At 59.4% G+C, this 18,101-nt stretch carries 22 protein-coding genes and 1 tRNA gene; 6 read left to right on the top strand and 17 right to left on the bottom strand.

Annotated elements, in window-relative coordinates; genetic code table 11:
• Window positions 1-18: 18 nt before the first annotated feature.
• Window positions 19-456, bottom strand: coding sequence for a GFA family protein (locus tag EOI86_RS23810; protein WP_127768171.1), 438 nt, complete (start codon window positions 454-456; stop codon window positions 19-21).
• A 205-nt stretch (window positions 457-661) separates the two neighbouring features.
• Between EOI86_RS23810 and EOI86_RS23805 the strand changes: the two genes are divergently transcribed.
• Window positions 662-1,018 carry a winged helix-turn-helix transcriptional regulator gene (locus EOI86_RS23805; protein WP_127768170.1) on the top strand — a complete coding sequence of 119 codons (357 nt, stop codon included), beginning with the start codon at window positions 662-664 and terminating at the stop codon, window positions 1,016-1,018.
• Between the two features lie 3 nt (window positions 1,019-1,021).
• Here the strand turns inward: EOI86_RS23805 and EOI86_RS23800 are convergent, their stop codons facing one another.
• From EOI86_RS23800 to EOI86_RS23785, 4 genes are all read right to left on the bottom strand, one after another.
• Window positions 1,022-1,777: an amino acid ABC transporter ATP-binding protein gene (locus EOI86_RS23800; protein WP_127768169.1), complete on the bottom strand. Its 756-nt coding sequence runs from the start codon at window positions 1,775-1,777 to the stop codon at window positions 1,022-1,024.
• 9 nt (window positions 1,778-1,786) lie between these two features.
• On the bottom strand, window positions 1,787-2,677 hold the full coding sequence (locus tag EOI86_RS23795; protein WP_127768168.1) for an amino acid ABC transporter permease: 891 nt from the start codon (window positions 2,675-2,677) through the stop codon (window positions 1,787-1,789).
• Window positions 2,674-3,429: an amino acid ABC transporter permease gene (locus EOI86_RS23790; RefSeq protein ID WP_127768167.1), complete on the bottom strand. Its 756-nt coding sequence runs from the start codon at window positions 3,427-3,429 to the stop codon at window positions 2,674-2,676. The genes EOI86_RS23795 and EOI86_RS23790 overlap by 4 nt, the downstream gene beginning before the upstream one ends.
• Window positions 3,430-3,509: 80 nt before the next feature.
• On the bottom strand, window positions 3,510-4,343 hold the full coding sequence (locus tag EOI86_RS23785) for a transporter substrate-binding domain-containing protein (protein ID WP_127768166.1): 834 nt from the start codon (window positions 4,341-4,343) through the stop codon (window positions 3,510-3,512).
• Window positions 4,344-4,642: 299 nt separating this feature from the next.
• Between EOI86_RS23785 and EOI86_RS23780 the strand changes: the two genes are divergently transcribed.
• Both EOI86_RS23780 and EOI86_RS23775 read left to right on the top strand, forming a co-directional pair.
• The gene (locus EOI86_RS23780) at window positions 4,643-5,521 is read left to right on the top strand and encodes a MurR/RpiR family transcriptional regulator (protein WP_127768165.1); all 879 of its coding nucleotides are present in this window, start codon (window positions 4,643-4,645) and stop codon (window positions 5,519-5,521) included.
• A gap of 113 nt (window positions 5,522-5,634) precedes the next feature.
• Complete coding sequence (locus tag EOI86_RS23775; protein WP_127768164.1) at window positions 5,635-6,327, top strand: aspartate/glutamate racemase family protein; 693 nt, start codon at window positions 5,635-5,637, stop codon at window positions 6,325-6,327.
• Between the two features lie 10 nt (window positions 6,328-6,337).
• On the opposite strand, the gene arsB is transcribed toward EOI86_RS23775, so the two are convergent.
• Window positions 6,338-7,399 carry an ACR3 family arsenite efflux transporter gene (arsB, locus tag EOI86_RS23770; protein WP_275668608.1) on the bottom strand — a complete coding sequence of 354 codons (1,062 nt, stop codon included), beginning with the start codon at window positions 7,397-7,399 and terminating at the stop codon, window positions 6,338-6,340.
• 1 nt (window position 7,400) lies between these two features.
• A complete protein-coding gene (locus tag EOI86_RS23765; RefSeq protein ID WP_338033088.1) occupies window positions 7,401-7,766 on the bottom strand; it encodes an ArsR/SmtB family transcription factor in 366 nt (121 codons plus the stop codon).
• 268 nt (window positions 7,767-8,034) lie between these two features.
• Here EOI86_RS23765 and EOI86_RS23760 point away from each other — a divergent pair, with 268 nt between their 5' ends.
• A complete protein-coding gene (locus tag EOI86_RS23760) occupies window positions 8,035-8,781 on the top strand; it encodes a VPLPA-CTERM sorting domain-containing protein (protein ID WP_205032307.1) in 747 nt (248 codons plus the stop codon).
• 176 nt (window positions 8,782-8,957) lie between these two features.
• Here the strand turns inward: EOI86_RS23760 and EOI86_RS23755 are convergent, their stop codons facing one another.
• The 5 genes from EOI86_RS23755 to EOI86_RS23735 form a co-directional block, all read right to left on the bottom strand.
• Window positions 8,958-9,137 (bottom strand): DUF3012 domain-containing protein, encoded by a 180-nt coding sequence (locus EOI86_RS23755; RefSeq protein WP_127768162.1) that lies wholly within the window; start codon window positions 9,135-9,137, stop codon window positions 8,958-8,960.
• A gap of 145 nt (window positions 9,138-9,282) precedes the next feature.
• Window positions 9,283-9,370: transfer RNA gene (locus EOI86_RS23750), tRNA-Leu, on the bottom strand.
• A gap of 93 nt (window positions 9,371-9,463) precedes the next feature.
• On the bottom strand, window positions 9,464-10,159 hold the full coding sequence (locus EOI86_RS23745; protein WP_127768161.1) for a porin: 696 nt from the start codon (window positions 10,157-10,159) through the stop codon (window positions 9,464-9,466).
• Between the two features lie 95 nt (window positions 10,160-10,254).
• Entirely contained in the window at window positions 10,255-10,557 is a 303-nt protein-coding gene (locus tag EOI86_RS23740) for a hypothetical protein (protein ID WP_127768160.1), read from the bottom strand.
• A 106-nt stretch (window positions 10,558-10,663) separates the two neighbouring features.
• A complete protein-coding gene (locus tag EOI86_RS23735) occupies window positions 10,664-10,954 on the bottom strand; it encodes a hypothetical protein (protein ID WP_127768159.1) in 291 nt (96 codons plus the stop codon).
• A gap of 344 nt (window positions 10,955-11,298) precedes the next feature.
• Here EOI86_RS23735 and EOI86_RS24510 point away from each other — a divergent pair, with 344 nt between their 5' ends.
• Together EOI86_RS24510 and EOI86_RS23730 are read left to right on the top strand one after the other, a co-directional pair.
• Entirely contained in the window at window positions 11,299-11,472 is a 174-nt protein-coding gene (locus EOI86_RS24510; RefSeq protein ID WP_153811700.1) for a hypothetical protein, read from the top strand.
• 43 nt (window positions 11,473-11,515) lie between these two features.
• Window positions 11,516-12,391 (top strand): class I SAM-dependent methyltransferase, encoded by an 876-nt coding sequence (locus tag EOI86_RS23730; RefSeq protein WP_127768158.1) that lies wholly within the window; start codon window positions 11,516-11,518, stop codon window positions 12,389-12,391.
• Here EOI86_RS23730 and EOI86_RS23725 read toward each other — a convergent pair.
• From EOI86_RS23725 to EOI86_RS23705, 5 genes are all read right to left on the bottom strand, one after another.
• Entirely contained in the window at window positions 12,388-13,368 is a 981-nt protein-coding gene (locus EOI86_RS23725) for an ABC transporter ATP-binding protein (RefSeq protein ID WP_127768157.1), read from the bottom strand. The two genes, EOI86_RS23730 and EOI86_RS23725, sit on opposite strands and share 4 nt — an antisense overlap.
• Entirely contained in the window at window positions 13,365-14,375 is a 1,011-nt protein-coding gene (locus tag EOI86_RS23720; RefSeq protein WP_127768156.1) for an ABC transporter ATP-binding protein, read from the bottom strand. Before EOI86_RS23720 ends, EOI86_RS23725 begins: the two co-directional genes overlap by 4 nt.
• Window positions 14,372-15,289, bottom strand: a complete 918-nt coding sequence (locus EOI86_RS23715) for an ABC transporter permease subunit (RefSeq protein ID WP_127768155.1) — start codon at window positions 15,287-15,289, stop codon at window positions 14,372-14,374. Before EOI86_RS23715 ends, EOI86_RS23720 begins: the two co-directional genes overlap by 4 nt.
• A gap of 10 nt (window positions 15,290-15,299) precedes the next feature.
• On the bottom strand, window positions 15,300-16,304 hold the full coding sequence (locus tag EOI86_RS23710; RefSeq protein WP_127768154.1) for an ABC transporter permease subunit: 1,005 nt from the start codon (window positions 16,302-16,304) through the stop codon (window positions 15,300-15,302).
• Between the two features lie 75 nt (window positions 16,305-16,379).
• A complete protein-coding gene (locus EOI86_RS23705; protein WP_127768153.1) occupies window positions 16,380-17,972 on the bottom strand; it encodes an ABC transporter substrate-binding protein in 1,593 nt (530 codons plus the stop codon).
• Between the last annotated feature and the right edge of the window lie 129 nt (window positions 17,973-18,101).

Here is an 18,101-nt window from a genome sequence, read left to right as displayed (position 1 = left end):
GTGTCGGCGTTTCCTGCGCTACTCGCTTCGTTCCTCGATAACGCGATCCGGCCCGCCCGGCGGCATTTCCGGGAAAACGGGTTTGGTCTCATCGATTTTGGCCCAACCCGGCGCCCGGCTGGCATAGACCGCCATCTCCGGTTCCACCGCATCCGGGTTGTCCAAGCTAGAGGCGCGCAGAATGACCATGCCCGCGAAGGCACTGTTGGTCGAAAAGACCGGCGATCCGCAATCCGGGCAAAAACCCCGGCTGACGATATTGCCGCTATCGGCCGGGCGTTCGTAGAGTTTCACATCCCCGGTCATGGTCAATCCGTCCTGCGGCACCATCACATGCGTGCAATGGGACGTACCGCTCGATTTCCGGCAATCAATGCAATAGCAGTGCCCGGTGATCATCGGTTGGGCCTCCGTCCGGTACTGAACCGTGCCGCAAAGGCAGCTACCTTCCAACATTACCTGCTTCTCCTCTTCCAATCACCCGGCCCGCCTATAGCAGGCCGCTCTCATCAAGGCGCACACACGAAACGGTTCTTTTCAGGGTTTCTCTCTCGATCGGTCCACGCCAGCGGGCCTCCCCCTTGCCGGACAAATCGAAGCATAGTAACTTGTCTATTGCAAGTTACAAGTTACATATAGGTTTTTTACGTTAGGATCAGCCATGGAGATTTCCCGCTCGCAATGCCCAATCGCGACGAGCCTTGAGACGATCGGGGACCGCTGGACCCTTGTACTGGTCCGCGACCTGCTCGCGGGAAAGCGGAAATATTCGGATTTCCTGGACTCGCCGGAACGCATCACGACCAGCACCCTTGCCGACCGTCTGAATCGAATGGAACAGGCGGGACTGGTGCGCAAACGAGCCTACCAGGAAAGGCCGAAGCGCTTCGAATACACATTAACGGAAAAAGGCGAAGCCTTGCTGCCCACGCTGCAGGAAATTTGCCGCTGGGCAAATCACTACATGCCTGAAACCTGGAAACCGCCCGACTGGTTCATGACCCGAAAGCCAGCCTGAACGTCATAGGATCTGGCTGAGGAATTCCTTGGTCCGGGGGTCTTTCGCTTCCTTGAAGAAGGTAGCGGGCGGGCCGTGTTCGACGATAACCCCGCGGTCGGTGAAATAGATCTGGTTGGCGACTTCGCGCGCAAAACCCATTTCATGCGTGACCAGGATGCAGGTCATCCCCTCTTCCGCTAGGTCGCGGATGGTGGTCAGCACTTCCTTCACCGTTTCAGGATCCAGCGCCGCGGTCACTTCGTCGAACAGCATCACGTCCGGCCGCATGGCGAGCGAGCGGGCGATGGCGACGCGCTGCTGCTGACCGCCGGATAGCTCACCCGGATAGGCTTCTTCCTTGCCTTCCAAGCGGACCTTTCGGATCAATTCGCGGGCGCGGGCCTCAACCTCGTCCTTGTCTTCTTTCAAGACCAGGACCGGGGCCATCATGATGTTCTCGATCGCATTCTTGTGCGGGAACAGATTGTACTGTTGGAAGACCATCCCGACCTTCTTGCGCAGGGAAAGTTTGTCCAGCTTGGGGTCATTGACCTCCTGCCCTTCCACAGTGATGGAACCGGACTGGATATCGTTGAGGCCGTTGATGCAGCGAATGAAGGTCGACTTGCCCGAACCGGACGGGCCGATCACGCAGACGCATTCGCCCTTCATCACGTCCATGGAGACGCCCTTCAAGACCTCCAGCGAGCCAAAGGATTTGTGCACATCCTTGGCGCTGACCATCGGTTGGTCGGGTGTCCAGTTGCTCTCAGCCATGACGGCACCTCATAATTTCACCATGAACCGGCGCTCCAGGCGGATCGTCAGCCGGGCGATCGGATAGCAGTACAGAAAGAAAATCAGCAGCGCGAAAGAGTAGAACGGCACCAGCAATTCCGGATGGTTGTCGGCCCCTTCCATCGCCTGGCGCGTGAGGGTCAGGAGTTCCTCGACGCCCAGCAGCGAACACAGCGGCGTCGCCATGGTCAGGATCGCATACCAGTTCATCCAGGGCGGGATCATCCGTTTGAAACATTGCGGCAGAATAATGCGCCACAGGGTCTGCGTGCGGCTGAAGGCCAGAGATTCCGAGGCCTCCCACTGCGCTGTCGGGACCGAGATCACCGCACCGCGCACGATTTCGGAAATGTTCGCCATGACCGGCAGGGACAGACCGACCACCGCCTTCATCCAATCGGGCACGGGAATGATCACTGTGCCGATCACGATCTCGAACGGAAAGGCCAGCAGCACGATGAACAGCAGAACCAGCCAGGGCGAATTCCGGAATGTCTGGGTGACGGCCCATGCGAACCACCGCACCACCGGGTTCAGGGATATCTGGCCCAGGCCCAGCGCCGTACCGAGCAAGGTCCCGATCAACATCGCGAAGAAGGAGATCAGCACATTGAACAGGAACCCGCTTTTGATCAGGAAAGGCATCCAGCGCAGCAGCGTATCGAACGCATCGCCATAGGTGAAATTCTGCGCCAACGCGGCCATCGGCCAAGCAAAGATCAGCGCGGCGAGGGCAAGCGGCGTCCAGAGCGGCAGCTTGGCCATCCAACGGCTGACCAGCAGCCCGTCGGGCGCGGTGCTTCCATTCGGATCGAAAGGATGCAGCACGGCGAGGTCCGTCGCCGCCTTTGTATCGAGACCGGGTATACGCCTTATCATGCGCCGTATCCGGGGATACGCATCGCCCGCTCCCACTTGTTCATCGACAGAACCAATATCCCGACAAGGCCGATATAGACCACGAAGACCACCGTCAGCGCCGGATAGAGCGCGGAGGGATAGTCGTTCCAGATGCCGAGCATCTCGTACAACAATTCCGGCACCGCGATGGCCAAGGCCTGGGTCGTCGTCTTCACCAGATTGACGAGGTTGTTGTTCAGCGCGGGCAGGCTGACCCGGAAGGCCAGCGGCATGACGATCCGCGTATAAATTTGAAACCGATTGAAGCCCAGGGCTTCGGCCGCTTCCTGTGTCGATTCCGGCACCGCTTCGATCCCGGATCGGAAGATTTCAACATTGAAGGCGCCGGCGAAGAAACTGAGTGAGATGATCGCCCAGCCGACATTCGTGATGATCGGCACTTCCAGCCAGCCGTCCGGCGAATAGGTCGGCGTGAACTGGCCGAGCGCGAAATAGAAGAACAGCAATTGCACGAAAGGCGGCGTATTGCGGAAGAACTGAATATAACCCTGAACGCAGAGACGCAGGATCCGCGACGGCGAGTTTTGCAGCCAGGCCCCGACTACGCCGATGATGACGCTGAAAATCACGCAGAAGATGGAAAGTTCAACCGTGACCCAAAAGCCACTGACGACGCGTTCCCACTGGGTTTCATCATGGAAGAAGATGAAATTCCAGCGCGGCGCGCCTTCGTACAGGTCGAGGAAAAACTGGCGGATGAATTCGATCATCGATTGGTACGTTCCAAAAAGATCAACGGGGCGTCCCGGCCGCTAATGACCGGGGCGCCCCGAGGACCAATTACGAAACCTTACTTTTCCAGCCAATCGGCGAAGTTTTCAAGCTTGTCGGCCAGGAACTGAGTCGGCTTGATGCCCCACTTCTTCTCAAGCTCCACCAGGGAACCGTCCGCCAGCATGTTGTAGCTGAGGCCCGACATGAAGTTGCCGAAGATGCAGTTCTTTTCTTCCAGCGGAACGGCGAGGCCCCAGGGGTTGTCATCTTCGGAAACGAGCGGCATTTCGAACTCGTCCCAGTTGCCCGACGCGAGGTCGGACCCGATGGAGCTGTCGTCATAGACCCAGGCGATGCATTTCTTGTCGCGCAGGGCCTGCTTCGCTTCCGCGTTGCCGGTGAAGGCGATGATTTCCGCACCGTAGCGTTCGGCGACGATCTTGTTATAGAACGCGCCCTGCTTGCCGCAGACCGGCTTGCCGCGCAGGTCTTCCCACTTGGTCAGGCCCAGCGCCTTCGGCGCCATGACATTGGTGCCCGACGTATAATAGTTCGGCTGAACAATGCCGACGATTTTGCGGCGGTCGTCACGGTCCGACATGGTGGCGATCATCATGTCGATCTTGCCCTGTTCCAGGAACTGCATGCGGTTGGAGGACTGAACCGGAACCAGTTCCAAGTCGACGCCCATGGCATCCGCCGCGGCCTTGGCCATGTCGATTTCCATGCCGACGATTTCGCCGCTTTCGTTCCGGAAACCCCAAGGCTTGTAGTCGGCCTTGACGCCGACGACCATTTTGCCGCGGGTCATCACCTTGTTCCAGGTGTCGTTCGTGCATTGCGCGGCCGTCGCGGCGGACGTCGTCGCGAGCAAGGCGGCAACGGAAATCGCCGAAAATAACTTTTTCATCACTGGTCTCCCAAATTGCGTGACTGCAAGGTCCACCGTAGGCCCATAATTCCAGGCTCAAAAGCCCGAGCGCCTTCTTTCCAGACCCCTAGTGACCCTGTTCGGTCTCTGCATCCGGCCTCACGGCAGGACGCTCGTCCCGAAGCTTATGGAACGTTTGTTTCCCGTGTCAACTTGATTGTGCAGTGCGGGAAAGCTTTTGAACAGTCTATGGTTGATCTCCGCTTAATCTCCGCTTGTTTCCCGAGGGGTAACAGAGGCAATATGTTTGTACCGTTTGTTACAAATTGAGTCTCACCATGTCGGAAATGCCTGTCGTAATCAATGAGATATCGGCTGCCTACAAGGAACTGAGTCCGCAGATGCAGCGCGCCGCCATGGTGGTCCTGGACGACCCGCGCGCCGTCGCGGTTCATTCCATGCGGGTGATGGCCGCACGGGCCGGTGTCTCCCCGCCGACCATGCTGCGCCTGGCGACACGGGTGGGGTTTCCGAACTACGAGGCCTTCCGCGACGTCTTCCGCCGGGGCGTTTCGACCGGGACCTATGGCGACCGGGCGGACAATCTGCGGCGGCGGACCGGCCATGACGGTGTTCCGGGTCTGATCGCACGCACCGCCGAGGCGGCGATACACGGCATAGACGGATTCACCGAGGCGGTCTTCAGTCACGAAGTGGGACGCGTTGCCGAACTGGCCGCCGCCGCGGAAACCACCTATGTGGTCGCCAGCGGCGCTTCCTTCGGCCAGGCAGTCAGCTTCCACTATGTCTGCCGACTGGCAATGCCGGGAATCGAATTGGCGAACAATATGGGAATCCGCGCGATTGACGGCCTAGCGACAGCGGGACCGAAGGACCTTGTCCTCGCAATCTCCACCTCGCCCTATGCCGCGCAGACCGTTGAGGCCGCCCAGTTCGCCCATCGACGCGGCGTGCCTGTCGCGTCGGTGACCGACCGGCGCTCCTCACCCATCGCGCTGATCGCCGAAGCCGCCATCTGCATCGATACCAGCAGCCCGCATTATTATCCCTCGATGATCACCTTGAACGCTTCCTTGGAGATCCTCAGCGCCGCCATCGCGGTCAAGCTTGGCCCGCCCGGGGTGAAGGCGATCTCCGACTATGAAGTCGCACTGCGGGAAAGCGGGTATTACTGGCAGGATCCAAACGACAGATAGGGCGGATAGGAATACACGGCCAGATACCCGGTTTTCAGTTTTGCCATCTTCCCTTGCCCACCCTCAGACGGATAATACCGGCAAATTAGGCTGCACGCTTGGGAAGGGTCGCAATGAAGAAAATCGGGTTGATCGGCGGATTGAGTTGGATCTCCACAGCCGCCTATTACCGCCTGCTGAACCAAATGACGAACCAAGCGCTGGGCGGCGTGCATTCCGCCCATCTGATCCTGGAGAGCGTCGACCGCCAACGCTATGTCGACCATGTCATCCACGACGGGGACGAAGCCGCCGCCTGTGCTATGATCCTGGAAACCGCAAAGGCCGTTCAGTCGGGCGGCGCCGACTTCATCGTCATCACCTGCAACGACGTCCACCGTTTCGTGCCCCAGATCGCGCCGCATCTATCGATCCCCTTCCTGCATATCGCCGAGGCGACCGGCCAGTCGATCAAACGGGCCGGATTGAAACGGGTGGCGTTGATGGGCGTGCGCAAGACGATGGAGGGCAGCTTCTATCAATCCGTTCTCTCGTCCTTGGGCATCGAGACGATGGTGCCCGAAGCGCAAGAACGCGACTATATCGACAAGACGATCATGGAAGAAATGGTGAAGGACCGCTTCCTGCCCGAAACCAAATCCGGTTATGTCGAGCTGATCAAGGCCTTCCACAAACGCGGGGCGGAAGGCGTCGTGCTTGGCTGCACGGAAATCCCCCTGCTGCTGGATGCCGGCGACGTCGAGGTTCCCACATTCGCCACAACCGACCTGCACTGCCGCGCGGCGGTGCAAGAGGCGTTAGCTTGAGACCTTTTCCCTAAGCCGGGAACATCTTCCGCGTCCGGTTCGCGAAATAGACCAGCGAGAGCATTACCGGCACTTCGACCAGCACGCCGACCACGGTCGCCAACGCCGCGCCGGAGTTCAGACCGAACAGGCTGATCGCCACCGCGACGGCCAATTCGAAGAAATTCGATGTGCCGATCAGGGCGGCCGGCGCGGCTGTATCGAAGGGTATGCGCCAAATATACGCCCAGCCATAAGCGACCGCGAAAATGCCGTAACTCTGGATCAACAGCGGCACGGCGATCAGCGCGATGACCAGGGGCTTGTCCAGGATGGTCTGGGCCTGAAACCCGAAGAGCAGCACCACCGTCGCCAACAGACCCATCACGGAAAACGGTTTGATCCGGTCCGTGAACCCGGCGACACGGGAGTGATCGTTCGACCGGTCTAGCTTCTTGCGGGTCACATAACCGGCGGCAAGCGGGATCACCACATAGAGAATGACCGACAGCAGCAGTGTCTCCCACGGCACGGTAATATCCGTGACGCCCAGCAGGAAAGCCGCGATCGGGGCGAAGGCGAAGACCATGATGATGTCGTTGATCGACACCTGAACCAGCGTGTAGTTGGCGTCGCCGCGCACCAGTTGACTCCAGACGAAGACCATCGCCGTGCAAGGCGCGACACCCAACAAGATCATGCCGGCGATGTATTCCCGCGCGGTCTGCGGATCGACCAGGCCGGCGAAGACATGTTCGAAGAACAGAATGCCCAGCGCCGCCATGGTGAAGGGCTTGATCAGCCAGTTCACCACCAGGGTCACACAGAGCCCCTTCGGCTTCTTGCCAACATCCTTCAGAGAGGCGAAATCCACATTCACCATCATCGGATAGATCATCACCCAGATCAGCACCGCGACGACCAGATTGACGTTGGCATATTCCACGGCGGCGATGGCCTGGAACACCTGTGGCAACGCCGCGCCGAGCGCCACCCCAGCGGCAATGCACAGCCCGACCCAGACAGACAAGTACCGCTCGAACAGCCCCATCGGGGACACGTCGGGGGAAGCCGCACCAGTTTCCGTATTCATCTCAATGATCCGCCAATCTTGTTTCGTGTGATGGTTCAGGGGCGTCGCCGGATAACAGCGTGTCCAGGACCGGTGCGCAAAGCTCGGGCCGGCCTTGGCAGCAATCTTCCATCAGGAAAGCGAGCAACCCGCGAATACCGGTCAGGTCTATGCTGTAGATGATCGACCGCCCGTCGCGTTGTGAGGAGACCATGCCCGCCGCGGTGAGCACCGCCAAATGTGTCGACAGGGTGTTGTGCGGAATGTCCAGCAGCCGCGCGATCTCCCCCGCCGCCATGCCTTCCGCGCCCCGACGGACCAGCAACCGGAAGACCTTCAATCGAGTCTCCTGCGACAGCGCCCCAAAGGCCTTCGTTGCCGTAATCATGTCCATATGTCTGGACTTATCGACATATTTGGGAGAAGTCCACTCAGAATTTGGCCATCCGTCGCCAAGGCATGAGATTTCGTCGCGGGTTACGGCCAGATTTGCGCGCCAGGCTGTCGAACGGGACCGTCCTTGAATCTATATTACCAAAAGCCAAGCATTTGTTAACATTCATCAACAACATGACAGCACGAATTGACACAGCGCCCGGCGACTTAGTTTAGACATTACTTCAATACGTCTTTCTTATGTTGTCAGGAGCGTCCCCTTGAAGAAAATCTCTTTCGCCATCGCCTTTGCAGCCTTAAGCGTCGCGGCTGCAACGCCGGCCAGCGCAGCGACCGTTTTCGAATTGAACGATATCGCACTGGCCGGAAACAAGCTGAGCGGAACCGTCGGCGGCACCAACACGGTTTCGAACACGGCGGAAGGCACCCTGACCGCTTTCGGATATTATCTTTATGATGAAGACAACATCGCCGGCGGCGTGGACCGGATCGCGCGGAAGCTGGTCGTTAATTCCGACGGTCTCGGCATCGACGATGTCGGCGGAACGCAGATCGACAACAACGAACAGACCGGCACACAAGGCGGTTTTGATGCGGATTGGTTGGTTGTTCAGTTCGATTCACCGCAATGGGTCCCGGTCAGCGCGGTCCTGAACGGCAACAATGCCAGCGACCATGTGGACATCTACGTCGGGAACGACACGGACAATAACGGCGATATCGATTTCCTGGAACTGACCCAGGTATTCAGCAGTAACATCGCCGGCACGCAGGAAATTCTGTTCCAGGATATTCTCGGTCCGTTGGCAGGGACGGCCTTCGAGTATCTCGTCTTCAGCACGGAATTGTACAACACGCCAAACACCAACAGTTTCGACCAATATGTCGTCACGTCCATCACCGGGAACAATGTGTCGGCAGTGCCGATTCCCGCCGCCCTGCCCTTGCTGGCAACAGCGTTCGCGGGCCTGGGCTTCTTGGCGCGGCGCCGCAAACGCATCGCGTAACACGACATAGCGTCACAGAATGTCAAAAGGCCCCGTTTCCGGGGCCTTTTTTATGCATGTGGCGCCTGGACGCGGCGACGGCCGTCACGGCGGATGACGCGGCGCAAGCGGCGCCTTCCGCCAATCGACCGGTCATCCAGCCTTGCGCCCGGAACCTGAAAAAGCCGGTGCGGACCCTAGAGCACGCAGTGCTTGGCGAAATCGGCGGCTTCATTGGCCGACCAATCGCCCTTGGGCTTTTCCTTCATGTCCGCGCACCAATCTTCACTGCCGACCTCAGGGGAACAGGCGGTCAGGAACAGGCCGATAACGGCCAGGGAAAGAAGGCTGGGAAGAGCTTTCAGAATACGGCGCATGAATATCACCTCTTGGATAGAGTTTACGGACGAACCAATCCTGTCCGTTCTACTCCCCCCGGCTATCGACCTGCAACGTCGCCGAAGCTGACCCGGGTATCGCTGAAAGGCGAGGCGAGAATTATAACGCCATGAAATCGTATCATGGTGGCCCCTTCCGGACTCGAACCGGAACACCGCACTGCGATAGCAGATTTTAAGTCTGCTGCGTCTACCAATTCCGCCAAGGGGCCTTGGGGGACGGCGCGCATACCGCGCCAGTCGTCGGAGGGCAACCTACAAAGCGATGGGGCCGGCGGCAAGCGGTGTGACGGCCTAGAAATCGATCAGAACGTGATGCGCGTGCCGATCAGGACGACTGTGGAGTCCCCCTCGGTCAGGTTATTCTCACCGTCGATGAAATAGGCATCCGCGCGCGACGAGAAACCGTCGAAAATTTGGTAATCCACGCCCAGGCGCAGAACATCGCCGCCAAGCCCTTCTAAGCCCTGCCCCTCTGCATCGAAAGACGTCACGGCTTGGTATTGGGCCGACAGCGACGCCGCGCCGGCGCTGTAAGACGCCCCGATATTCCAGGTCGGTCCGGCATCGCAGAATGTGTCGGACAAGGCGCAGGCGCCGGTATCCCTGCCCCGCCATTGGGACCCCAGCGACACCCCGCCATAGTCGACCTTCACGCCAAGCATATAACTGTCGGGCTCCACACCGCCCGTGCCGGACATCTGATATCCACCGCCCAGCGATAGGCCCAAGGGACCGAATTTGTTGCGGTAGAGATCGAAGGCGCGGTCTTCAGAGCCCGCGAAGGGGCCGAGCGTAAGGGACCAGGACGCGAATGGATCCGGCGTATAGGAGGCCCGGTCTGCGGCGCGGACGGCCCTGTCGGTCGTGCTCTGCCGGGCAGTCAGGCCGTCATAGGACAGCGCGCCGGAGAAATAGGCTTCGGTCAGATCGGCGGCAACCGCAACGCTTCCGGCCGAAAGGCCCGGCATCAACATCGCGGCTAGAAGCGCTTTCCTCATCCCTGCACGGACCCTTTCGATCCCAGTTCACAGGCACCAAATGTAAACATACATCAACATGGAACGCAGACAACAGGGCGAATAGCTTGAATTTATTACGTATGCGTGTGGGGGTGTGCCATCAGCAGGCGGGCTGCCCGTCGGTCTACGGAAGCCAGGAAAAAGAAAACGCAGGCGATCCAAATCAGAAGAAGGAAGCGCAAGTAGCTGGGAAAGAGTAGTTCCAGCACCAGCGCAAAAGCCAGGAGCGGCACTGCCATCAAAAGCAGGACAAGCACGCAAACCGGCTTGCGGGAAAGGCTGGTTGTTTCAACGCCGTCCGGCCACAGGGAACCCCCGCAGGCCCGTCCATAAGCGACCGCAAATACGTGTTGGATACTGTCGAACAGGGTCATCATGGGCGCGTGTTTCCATTCCCGGTCTGCATCAAAACCCGTTCTGTTCTACAGGTTATGCAGCCTTGGGCGAAAAACACGGAGCTTCACATTGTCGGGAGGACAATGCTCACGATCCGTTGAGATAGGGCAGCACCTCTACCCGTATGAATTCCTCGATCCAGTCCCAACCGAGCAGGAACAATGCCCCCACCCCGATGACCAGCAGGAGGAAAGAAAAGACCTTGCCCAATATCCTGCCGGCGGATCCGGCCCGGCGCCGTCCCACCTGGGACTTGCCGCGGACACCGCCACCGATCTGGTTTAACAACAACAGCGACGCCGTTCCCCCCAGCGTATCGCCCTTTTCAAACCTAATGGAACCGCTCCTGCCCCGCAGCTTCCGACGTCCTAAAGCCACGAAAAACTCTCCTTCCTTGTTCAAGGCGCTTCAACATGCGCCCGTTTCGTTCGTATAGGGCCGTTGCGCGGCGTCACCCATCCAGGCGCCGGCAGGTCCTATTCCCTTGTCGCCGAATAACCGGCATTCTGCGCGTATCAATACCGCCGTCTTCTCACATGGGTGAGAATAAGCGACAATTAAGGCAACCGTGAGGCAGACTTCGGCCCCGACGATCGCGGGGATCGTGGTCCGGAAGCTGCCCGCCGGGTAGCCCACAATGTAGAATGGCGCAATGCACCGCCCGGCCTCAACATACGCTAATACCGCGCCGTTCGGATTTTGTCAGGTGAGGTCACATCCCGTTGATGGACGGCTATGAAAGACTGGTTTGGAGCTTCGGTGCAATCGCGGTGTTCGCCCTGGCGATCCTTATTTTTCATCGCAGGCGCGCCACCCGCTTCGGCACCATGACCCCAATCCTGCTTGCCATCGCCATCACCATCGTGGTGGTGACGCTGCTATACGACCCATTCTAGCCCGTAACGTCACTTAATCATCAACAGGTCCGGCAAGCCCCTCATGTCCGACAGCCTCACCCCAGACAAGGCCGAGCCGCGCACTTCCCGCGGTTTCTACGAAGGCGACAGCCTTCATATCCGCGCTTATGACACGCTACATGGGTCGGCGACGCCCTGCGTGCAAGGCGATGTCGATTTCTATGGTGTGGCGGCCGGCCGCGCGGACGGCCCGGTTCTGGAAATCGGGTCCGGAACCGGCCGCGTCGCCTGGTCCCTCGCCGACCGCGGACATAAGGTGACCGGGCTGGAAATCTCTCCTTCCATGATTCAACTGGCCTGCCGGAAAAGCCTGTCGCAGGGACACACCACGGCGGCAACATCACCCACCTTCACGCAAGGCGATATGCGGGCCTTCGACCTGGGAACGAAATTCGGCCTTATCATCGCGCCCTTTCGGACCTTCCATGTGTTGCTGACGCCGGAAGACCAGCTATCGGCGCTTCGGGCAATGGGTCGGCACCTGGCGCCTGACGGGGTCATGATCCTGCATCTATTCGACCCGCGGATCGACGACCTGTCCAGCTTCCGGAAACCGCCCCAGGAAGAACGCCGCGGGCATGACGCCGAAACCGGCCGGACCATCGTGGCCCGTTTGGAAAATGTGGAGATAGACCGCTTCAACCAGATCCTGGAGAACCGCTGGGTCTATGAGTTGGAAGGACAAGACGGTTCGGTCGAGCGCAGCGAGCACCTGACCCTGACCGTCCGCTGGACCTATCGCCAGGAAATGAAACACCTTCTGGCCCGCGCCGGTTTCGAAGTGACCGAGGAATATGGCGACTTCCTAGGCGGCGTGCCCGACCACGGCAAGGAACAGGTTTTGGTTTGCAAAGCGGCCCCAATGGCGTCCCAGGCGCCCCCCCAAACGGGGACCTAGACGCTCTCCCCCGCCCGCCAGCAGGAAACGTCGCGTCCCGCGACTGCTTCGAGGTCAGGCCTTTCCTTCGCGCAACGGTCGATGGCCACCGGGCAACGCGGATGGAAGGCACAGCCGGCCGGCGGATTGATCGGGGACGGCAATTCCCCTTCCAGTTTCAGCCGCTGTTTCGTGTGTTCCGGGTCGGCAACGGGCGTCGCGGACAGAAGCGCCTTTGTGTAGGGGTGTTTCGGATTGTTGAAAATCTCATCCCGCTCACCGTATTCGACAGGTCGGCCCAGATACATCACCATAACCCGGTCGGCCATGTGGCGCACGACCGACAGATCGTGGGAGATGAATAAATAGGCTAGGCCGAATTCGTCCTGCAGATCGACCAGCAGATTCAGGATCTGTGCCTGCACAGATAGATCGAGCGCCGAAACCGGTTCGTCCAACACCAGCACCTTGGGATTCATCATCAAGGCACGGGCGACGGCGATGCGCTGACGCTGCCCACCGGAAAACATATGCGGATAGCGGTCATAATGTTCCGGCCGCAGCCCGACCAGGGCCAGCATGTCCCGCGCCTTCTTCTCCCGATCCGCCCGCGAGATCTCCGGATGATTGATCAACAAGGGTTCGGCCAGAATGGTGCCGACCTTTTGCCGCGGATTGAGTGAGGAATACGGGTCCTGAAAAACGATTTGGACCGCGGCCCGCAGTTCCTTGCCGGGCTTGCCCGTATCCCGGTCGACCACGGTCTCACCAATCCGGAATGACCCGGCGGTCGGCGATTCAATCATCGTGATCAACCGCGCCAGGGTGGACTTCCCGCAACCGCTTTCCCCGACAACGGCGAGCGTTTCGCCCTTATCCAATTGAAAGCTGACACCTTGCAGCGCCTTGACCGACAGTTTTTCACCGAAGCGCTTCCCGGTGATATCGTAATGCCGCGTCAGGTCATTGCCGCTCAAGAGAGGCGTTTGCGCATTCATGACCGCACCTGCCCTTCCAAGGATGCCCCTTCCAAGGATGTCGGTACGCCCTTGCGTAAGGGCGTATGACACAAGGCGAAGCCGTCTTCCGCGCCCGCCTGAACGGCCTGCCGTTTGTGGCACAGGTCGAAGGCATGGGCACAACGCGGCGCGAACAAACACCCTTCAGGCCGGTCGAACAGACCCGGCACGACACCCGGCAGGGTCGGCAGTTTCTTTCCTTGTGCCCGTTCCGGCAGGGCGGACAGCAAGGCCGAGGTATAGGGATGATGCGGGTCGCGGAACAGGTCGCGGACCTTCTGTTCCTCAACCTTCTGTCCCGCATATTGGACCGAAACGCGCTCCGCCGTTTCGGCAACGACCCCCATGTCATGGGTGATCAGGATCAGCGCCATGCCTTCCTTCTCGCGAAGGTCCAGCAACAGGTCCAGGATCTGCGCCTGAATGGTAACGTCCAGCGCCGTCGTGGGCTCGTCCGCGATCAACAGTTTCGGCCGGCAGGCGATTGCGATCGCGATCATGACGCGCTGATTCATGCCGCCTGAGAGTTGGTGCGGAAAGGCGTTCAATCGGCGTTCCGGTTCCGGCAGCCCGACCAAGTTCAAAAGTTCCACGGCGCGGGCCCGCCGCGTGGCGCGCGAACCGCCCAGATGCGTTTTCAACGCCTCGGTGATCTGAAACCCGACCGTGAAGCACGGGTTCAAGCTGGTCATGGGTTCCTGGAAGATCATCGCCATATCCTTGCCGATGACCTTGCGCCGGTCCCTTGCGCTTTGCCGCACCAAATCGATGCCGTCGAATTCAAGACGGTCGGCGGTGATCGTCGCCGTCCAGGGCAGCAACCCCATCAGCGCCAGCATGGAAACGGATTTCCCGGATCCCGACTCGCCGACGATCGCCATCAACTCCCCCTGATCGACCGAAAGGGAAACCCCGTCGACAGCGCGGAACTGGCCTTGCGCGGTCTGAAACTCGACCGTCAGGTTTTCGATTTCAAGCAAACTCATGAGCGTTTCAACTTCGGATCGAGAGCGTCGCGCAAACCGTCGCCCATTAGATTGATCGCCAGCACGGTGACCAGGATGGCAACGCCCGGGAAGGTCACTACCCACCAGGCCCGCAGGATGAATTCCCGCGCCTCGGCAAGCATGGTTCCCCATTCCGGCAGCGGAGGTTGCGCGCCCATACCGAGAAAGCCGAGCGCCGCCGCGTCCAGAATTGCGGTGGAAAAGGACAAGGCCGCCTGAACGATGATCGGCGCCATGCAGTTCGGCAGGATCGTAACGGTCACGAGGCGCAGCGTACCCGCCCCCGCAACCCGGGCAGAGGTGACATAGTCGCGGTTTCTCTCGGACATGACGGAGGCCCGCGTCAGGCGAACGTAATGCGGCAGTTGGATCACGGCGATCGCGACAATCGCGTTTTCCAGACCCGGGCCCAGGATCGCAACGAAAACCAGCGCCAACAGCAACGGTGGATACGACAGAAGAATATCCATGACCCGCATGGCGACCGTGTCGACCCATCCGCCCAGATAGCCGGCAAACAAGCCGATTGCGATTCCCACCACGGCCGCGCCGGAAACAACGATGCAACCGATGAACAGGGAATAACGCGCGCCGAACATCAAACGGGACAGTATATCGCGGCCGACGGCATCCGTTCCCAAAAGGAAATCCCAACTGCCCCCGTCAACCCAGACCGGGGGCACCAGGAAATGTTCCCGGTATTGTTCGATCGGGTCGTGCGGCGCAATGAAATCCGCCAGCAGGGCAACCACGACCAGAACGACGAAGAAACCGAGCCCTGCGACCGCCCCCTTGTTCTCGCTGAAATAGGCCCAGAACTCCCGCCAAGGACCGACCGGTGCTTGGTTGTTCGGCGCGGCGTTGGCTGTTGAAACTGCCGTCGTATCGGTCATAGCGGGCGCCTCAATACCTGATCTTCGGATTAATGAGGCCGTACATCAGATCGACCATGAGATTCACGACCATCACAATCACGGCAATCAGCAGCAACCCGCCCTGAACGACCGAGTAGTCACGCGCTGAAACGGATTCGATCATCCACTTGCCGATACCCGGCCAGGCAAAGATAGTTTCCGTCAGGATCGCCCCGCCGAACAGCACACCGATTTGAAGACCGATCGTCGTGGTCACCGGAATCAAGGCGTTTCGCAATGCATGAATTCCGACGACGCGGAATGGCGAAAGCCCCTTGGCCCGCGCCGTGCGGACATAGTCCTCACCCAAAACTTCCAACATGGCGGACCGTGTCTGCCGGGCGACGACCGCCAAGGGAATCGTGCCCAATACGATGGTCGGAAGAATCAAATGCTGGACCGCCGACCCAAACGCGCCTTCCTGGCCGGAAAGCAGGCTGTCTATCAGCATGAAACCGGTTACGGGTTCGAAGAAATACAACAGTGAAATGCGGCCCGAAACGGGGGTGAGCCCCCATTGCCCCGACACCACTATGATCAACATCAACGCCCACCAGAAAATAGGCATGGAATAACCAACCAACGCGGTCCCCATGGTCCCGTGGTCGAGCGCCCGGCCGCGCCGTATCGCGGCGATCACGCCCGCCGGGATGCCGATAACCGTCGCTAGAAGCATGGCGCAAAGCGACAGTTCAACGGTCGCCGGAAACAACGTCAGGAATTCCTGAAGAACCGGAACTTTGGTGCGGAAGGACTCGCCCAGATCGCCCTGCAGGACACCCCAGAGGTATTCCAGGTATTGCTGCCAATACGGACGGTCGAACCCGAATTCGTGGAGTAGCCGCTGATAGCGCTCATCGGTCATGCCGCGCTCTCCGGCCATTAACAGAACCGGGTCGCCGGGAAGCATGCGGATAAAAAGGAATGAAAGAAGCGTGGCGCCAATGAAGGTCGGGATCATCAATCCGACGCGCCGGAAGAGGAGCTTTATCATATGGATATATTCGAATTAGATCTGGTGCGAAGAAGGCGGAGGACCTCGGTCCCCCGCCCACATTCGTCAACCGACCTATTTCAAATCGACGCCATAGAAGATATGGCCGCCGAACGGATCGATCTTGAAGTCCACGACTTCCTTACGAACCGGTTTGAAAACAACCGAATGCGCGATCGTCGCCCAAGGAGCCTGCTCCTTGAAAATGACCTGGGCCTGTTCGTACAACTTCGTACGCTCGGCCGTGTCGGACACGATCTTCGCCTTCTGAATCACATCTTCAAACGGCTGATAGCACCATTGCGCGCGATTGGACCCGCCGACCGCGTCACAGCCCAGCAATACGGCCAGGAAGTTGTCGGGGTCGCCATTGTCACCGGTCCAGCCCAGCAGCACGGCACCGTCACGGTCCAGTTCCTTGGAACGCTTCAGATACTCGCCCCATTCGAATTGAACGATCTCGACATTGACGCCGACCTTGGCGAAGTCCGCCTGCATCAGTTCGGCCATGCGCTTGGCGTTCGGGTTGTAGGGACGCTGCACCGGCATCGCCCAGATCTTCATGCTGAGATCCTTGACGCCTTCGGCTTCCAGCATCTTCTTCGCGGCTTCAGGATCGTACGGATCGTCCTTCAGATCGGCCTTGTAGGACCAAATCGTCGGCGGGATCGGGTTCGTGGCAACCTTGCCCGCACCTTGGAAGACCGCATCCAGGATCGCTTCCTTGTTGATCGCCATGTTCAGGGCCTTGCGGACCTTCACATTGTCGAACGGGGCAACCTTGGTGTTATAGGCGAGATACCCGACGTTCAGACCTTCCTGGCTGAGCAGGTTGACGTCGCCGTCGGTCTTCATGGCATCGATGTCAGCCGGGTTCGGATATGGCATGACATGGCATTCACCCGCCTTCAGCTTCTGGTACCGGACCGACGCATCGGGCGTGATCGCGAAAATCAGCGTGTCGATCGCCGCCTTGCCGGCCCAATAACTTTCATGCGCCTGATAGCGAATGACAGCGTCCTTCTGGTAAGCCTGGAACTTGAACGGACCGGTACCGACCGGTTGTTGGTTCAACTGATCCATTTTGCCGTCGGCAGCCAGCTTGTCCGCGTATTCCTTGGATTCGATGGACGCGAAATCCATCGCCAGGTTCGCGATCATCGGGGCTTCCGGGCGATTCAACACGAACTTCACCGTATAGTCGTCCACCTTCTCGACCGATTTGATCAGGTCAGGCATGGACATCCCGTCGAAATATTCCCAGGACGCGCCGGATACATAGGAATGGTAGGGATGGTCTTTGACCCGCTGGCGTTCAAACGAGAAGACGACGTCTTCCGCGTTGAAATCGCGAGTCGGGGTGAAGAAGCTGGTCGTATGGAACTTTACGCCCTTACGCAGGTGGAACGTGTATTCCAGCCCATCGTCGCTGACATCCCAGGACGTCGCCAGGGCCGGAACGACCTTGGTCGTGCCGCGCTCGAACTCAACAAGTTTGTTGAAGATCTGACGCGATGAGGCATCGAACGTCGTTCCCGCCGTGTACAGCGCGGGGTCGAACCCTTCCGGGCTGCCCTCCGAGCAATAGACGAGCGTCTTGGCGTTAGCCGACGCAGCCACGCCAAGCGCCAAGGCACTCGCCGCGACGGCAATCGCAAACTTTTTCATTGGAATACTCCCGTGTTTTCATAGGTCACGGAGCCGCCCCGAGGTCGAACCGCTGGCGCGGTTTTTATGATCCCCAAAGCTCTTTAAGCGCCTCCGTTAGGCGGATGGTCCGCCCCTTCACCCTGCGTT

Source organism: Hwanghaeella grinnelliae, from assembly GCF_004005845.1.
Lineage (GTDB): Bacteria > Pseudomonadota > Alphaproteobacteria > UBA8366 > Aestuariispiraceae > Hwanghaeella > Hwanghaeella grinnelliae.
This window is presented reverse-complemented; position numbering and strand designations above follow the sequence as displayed.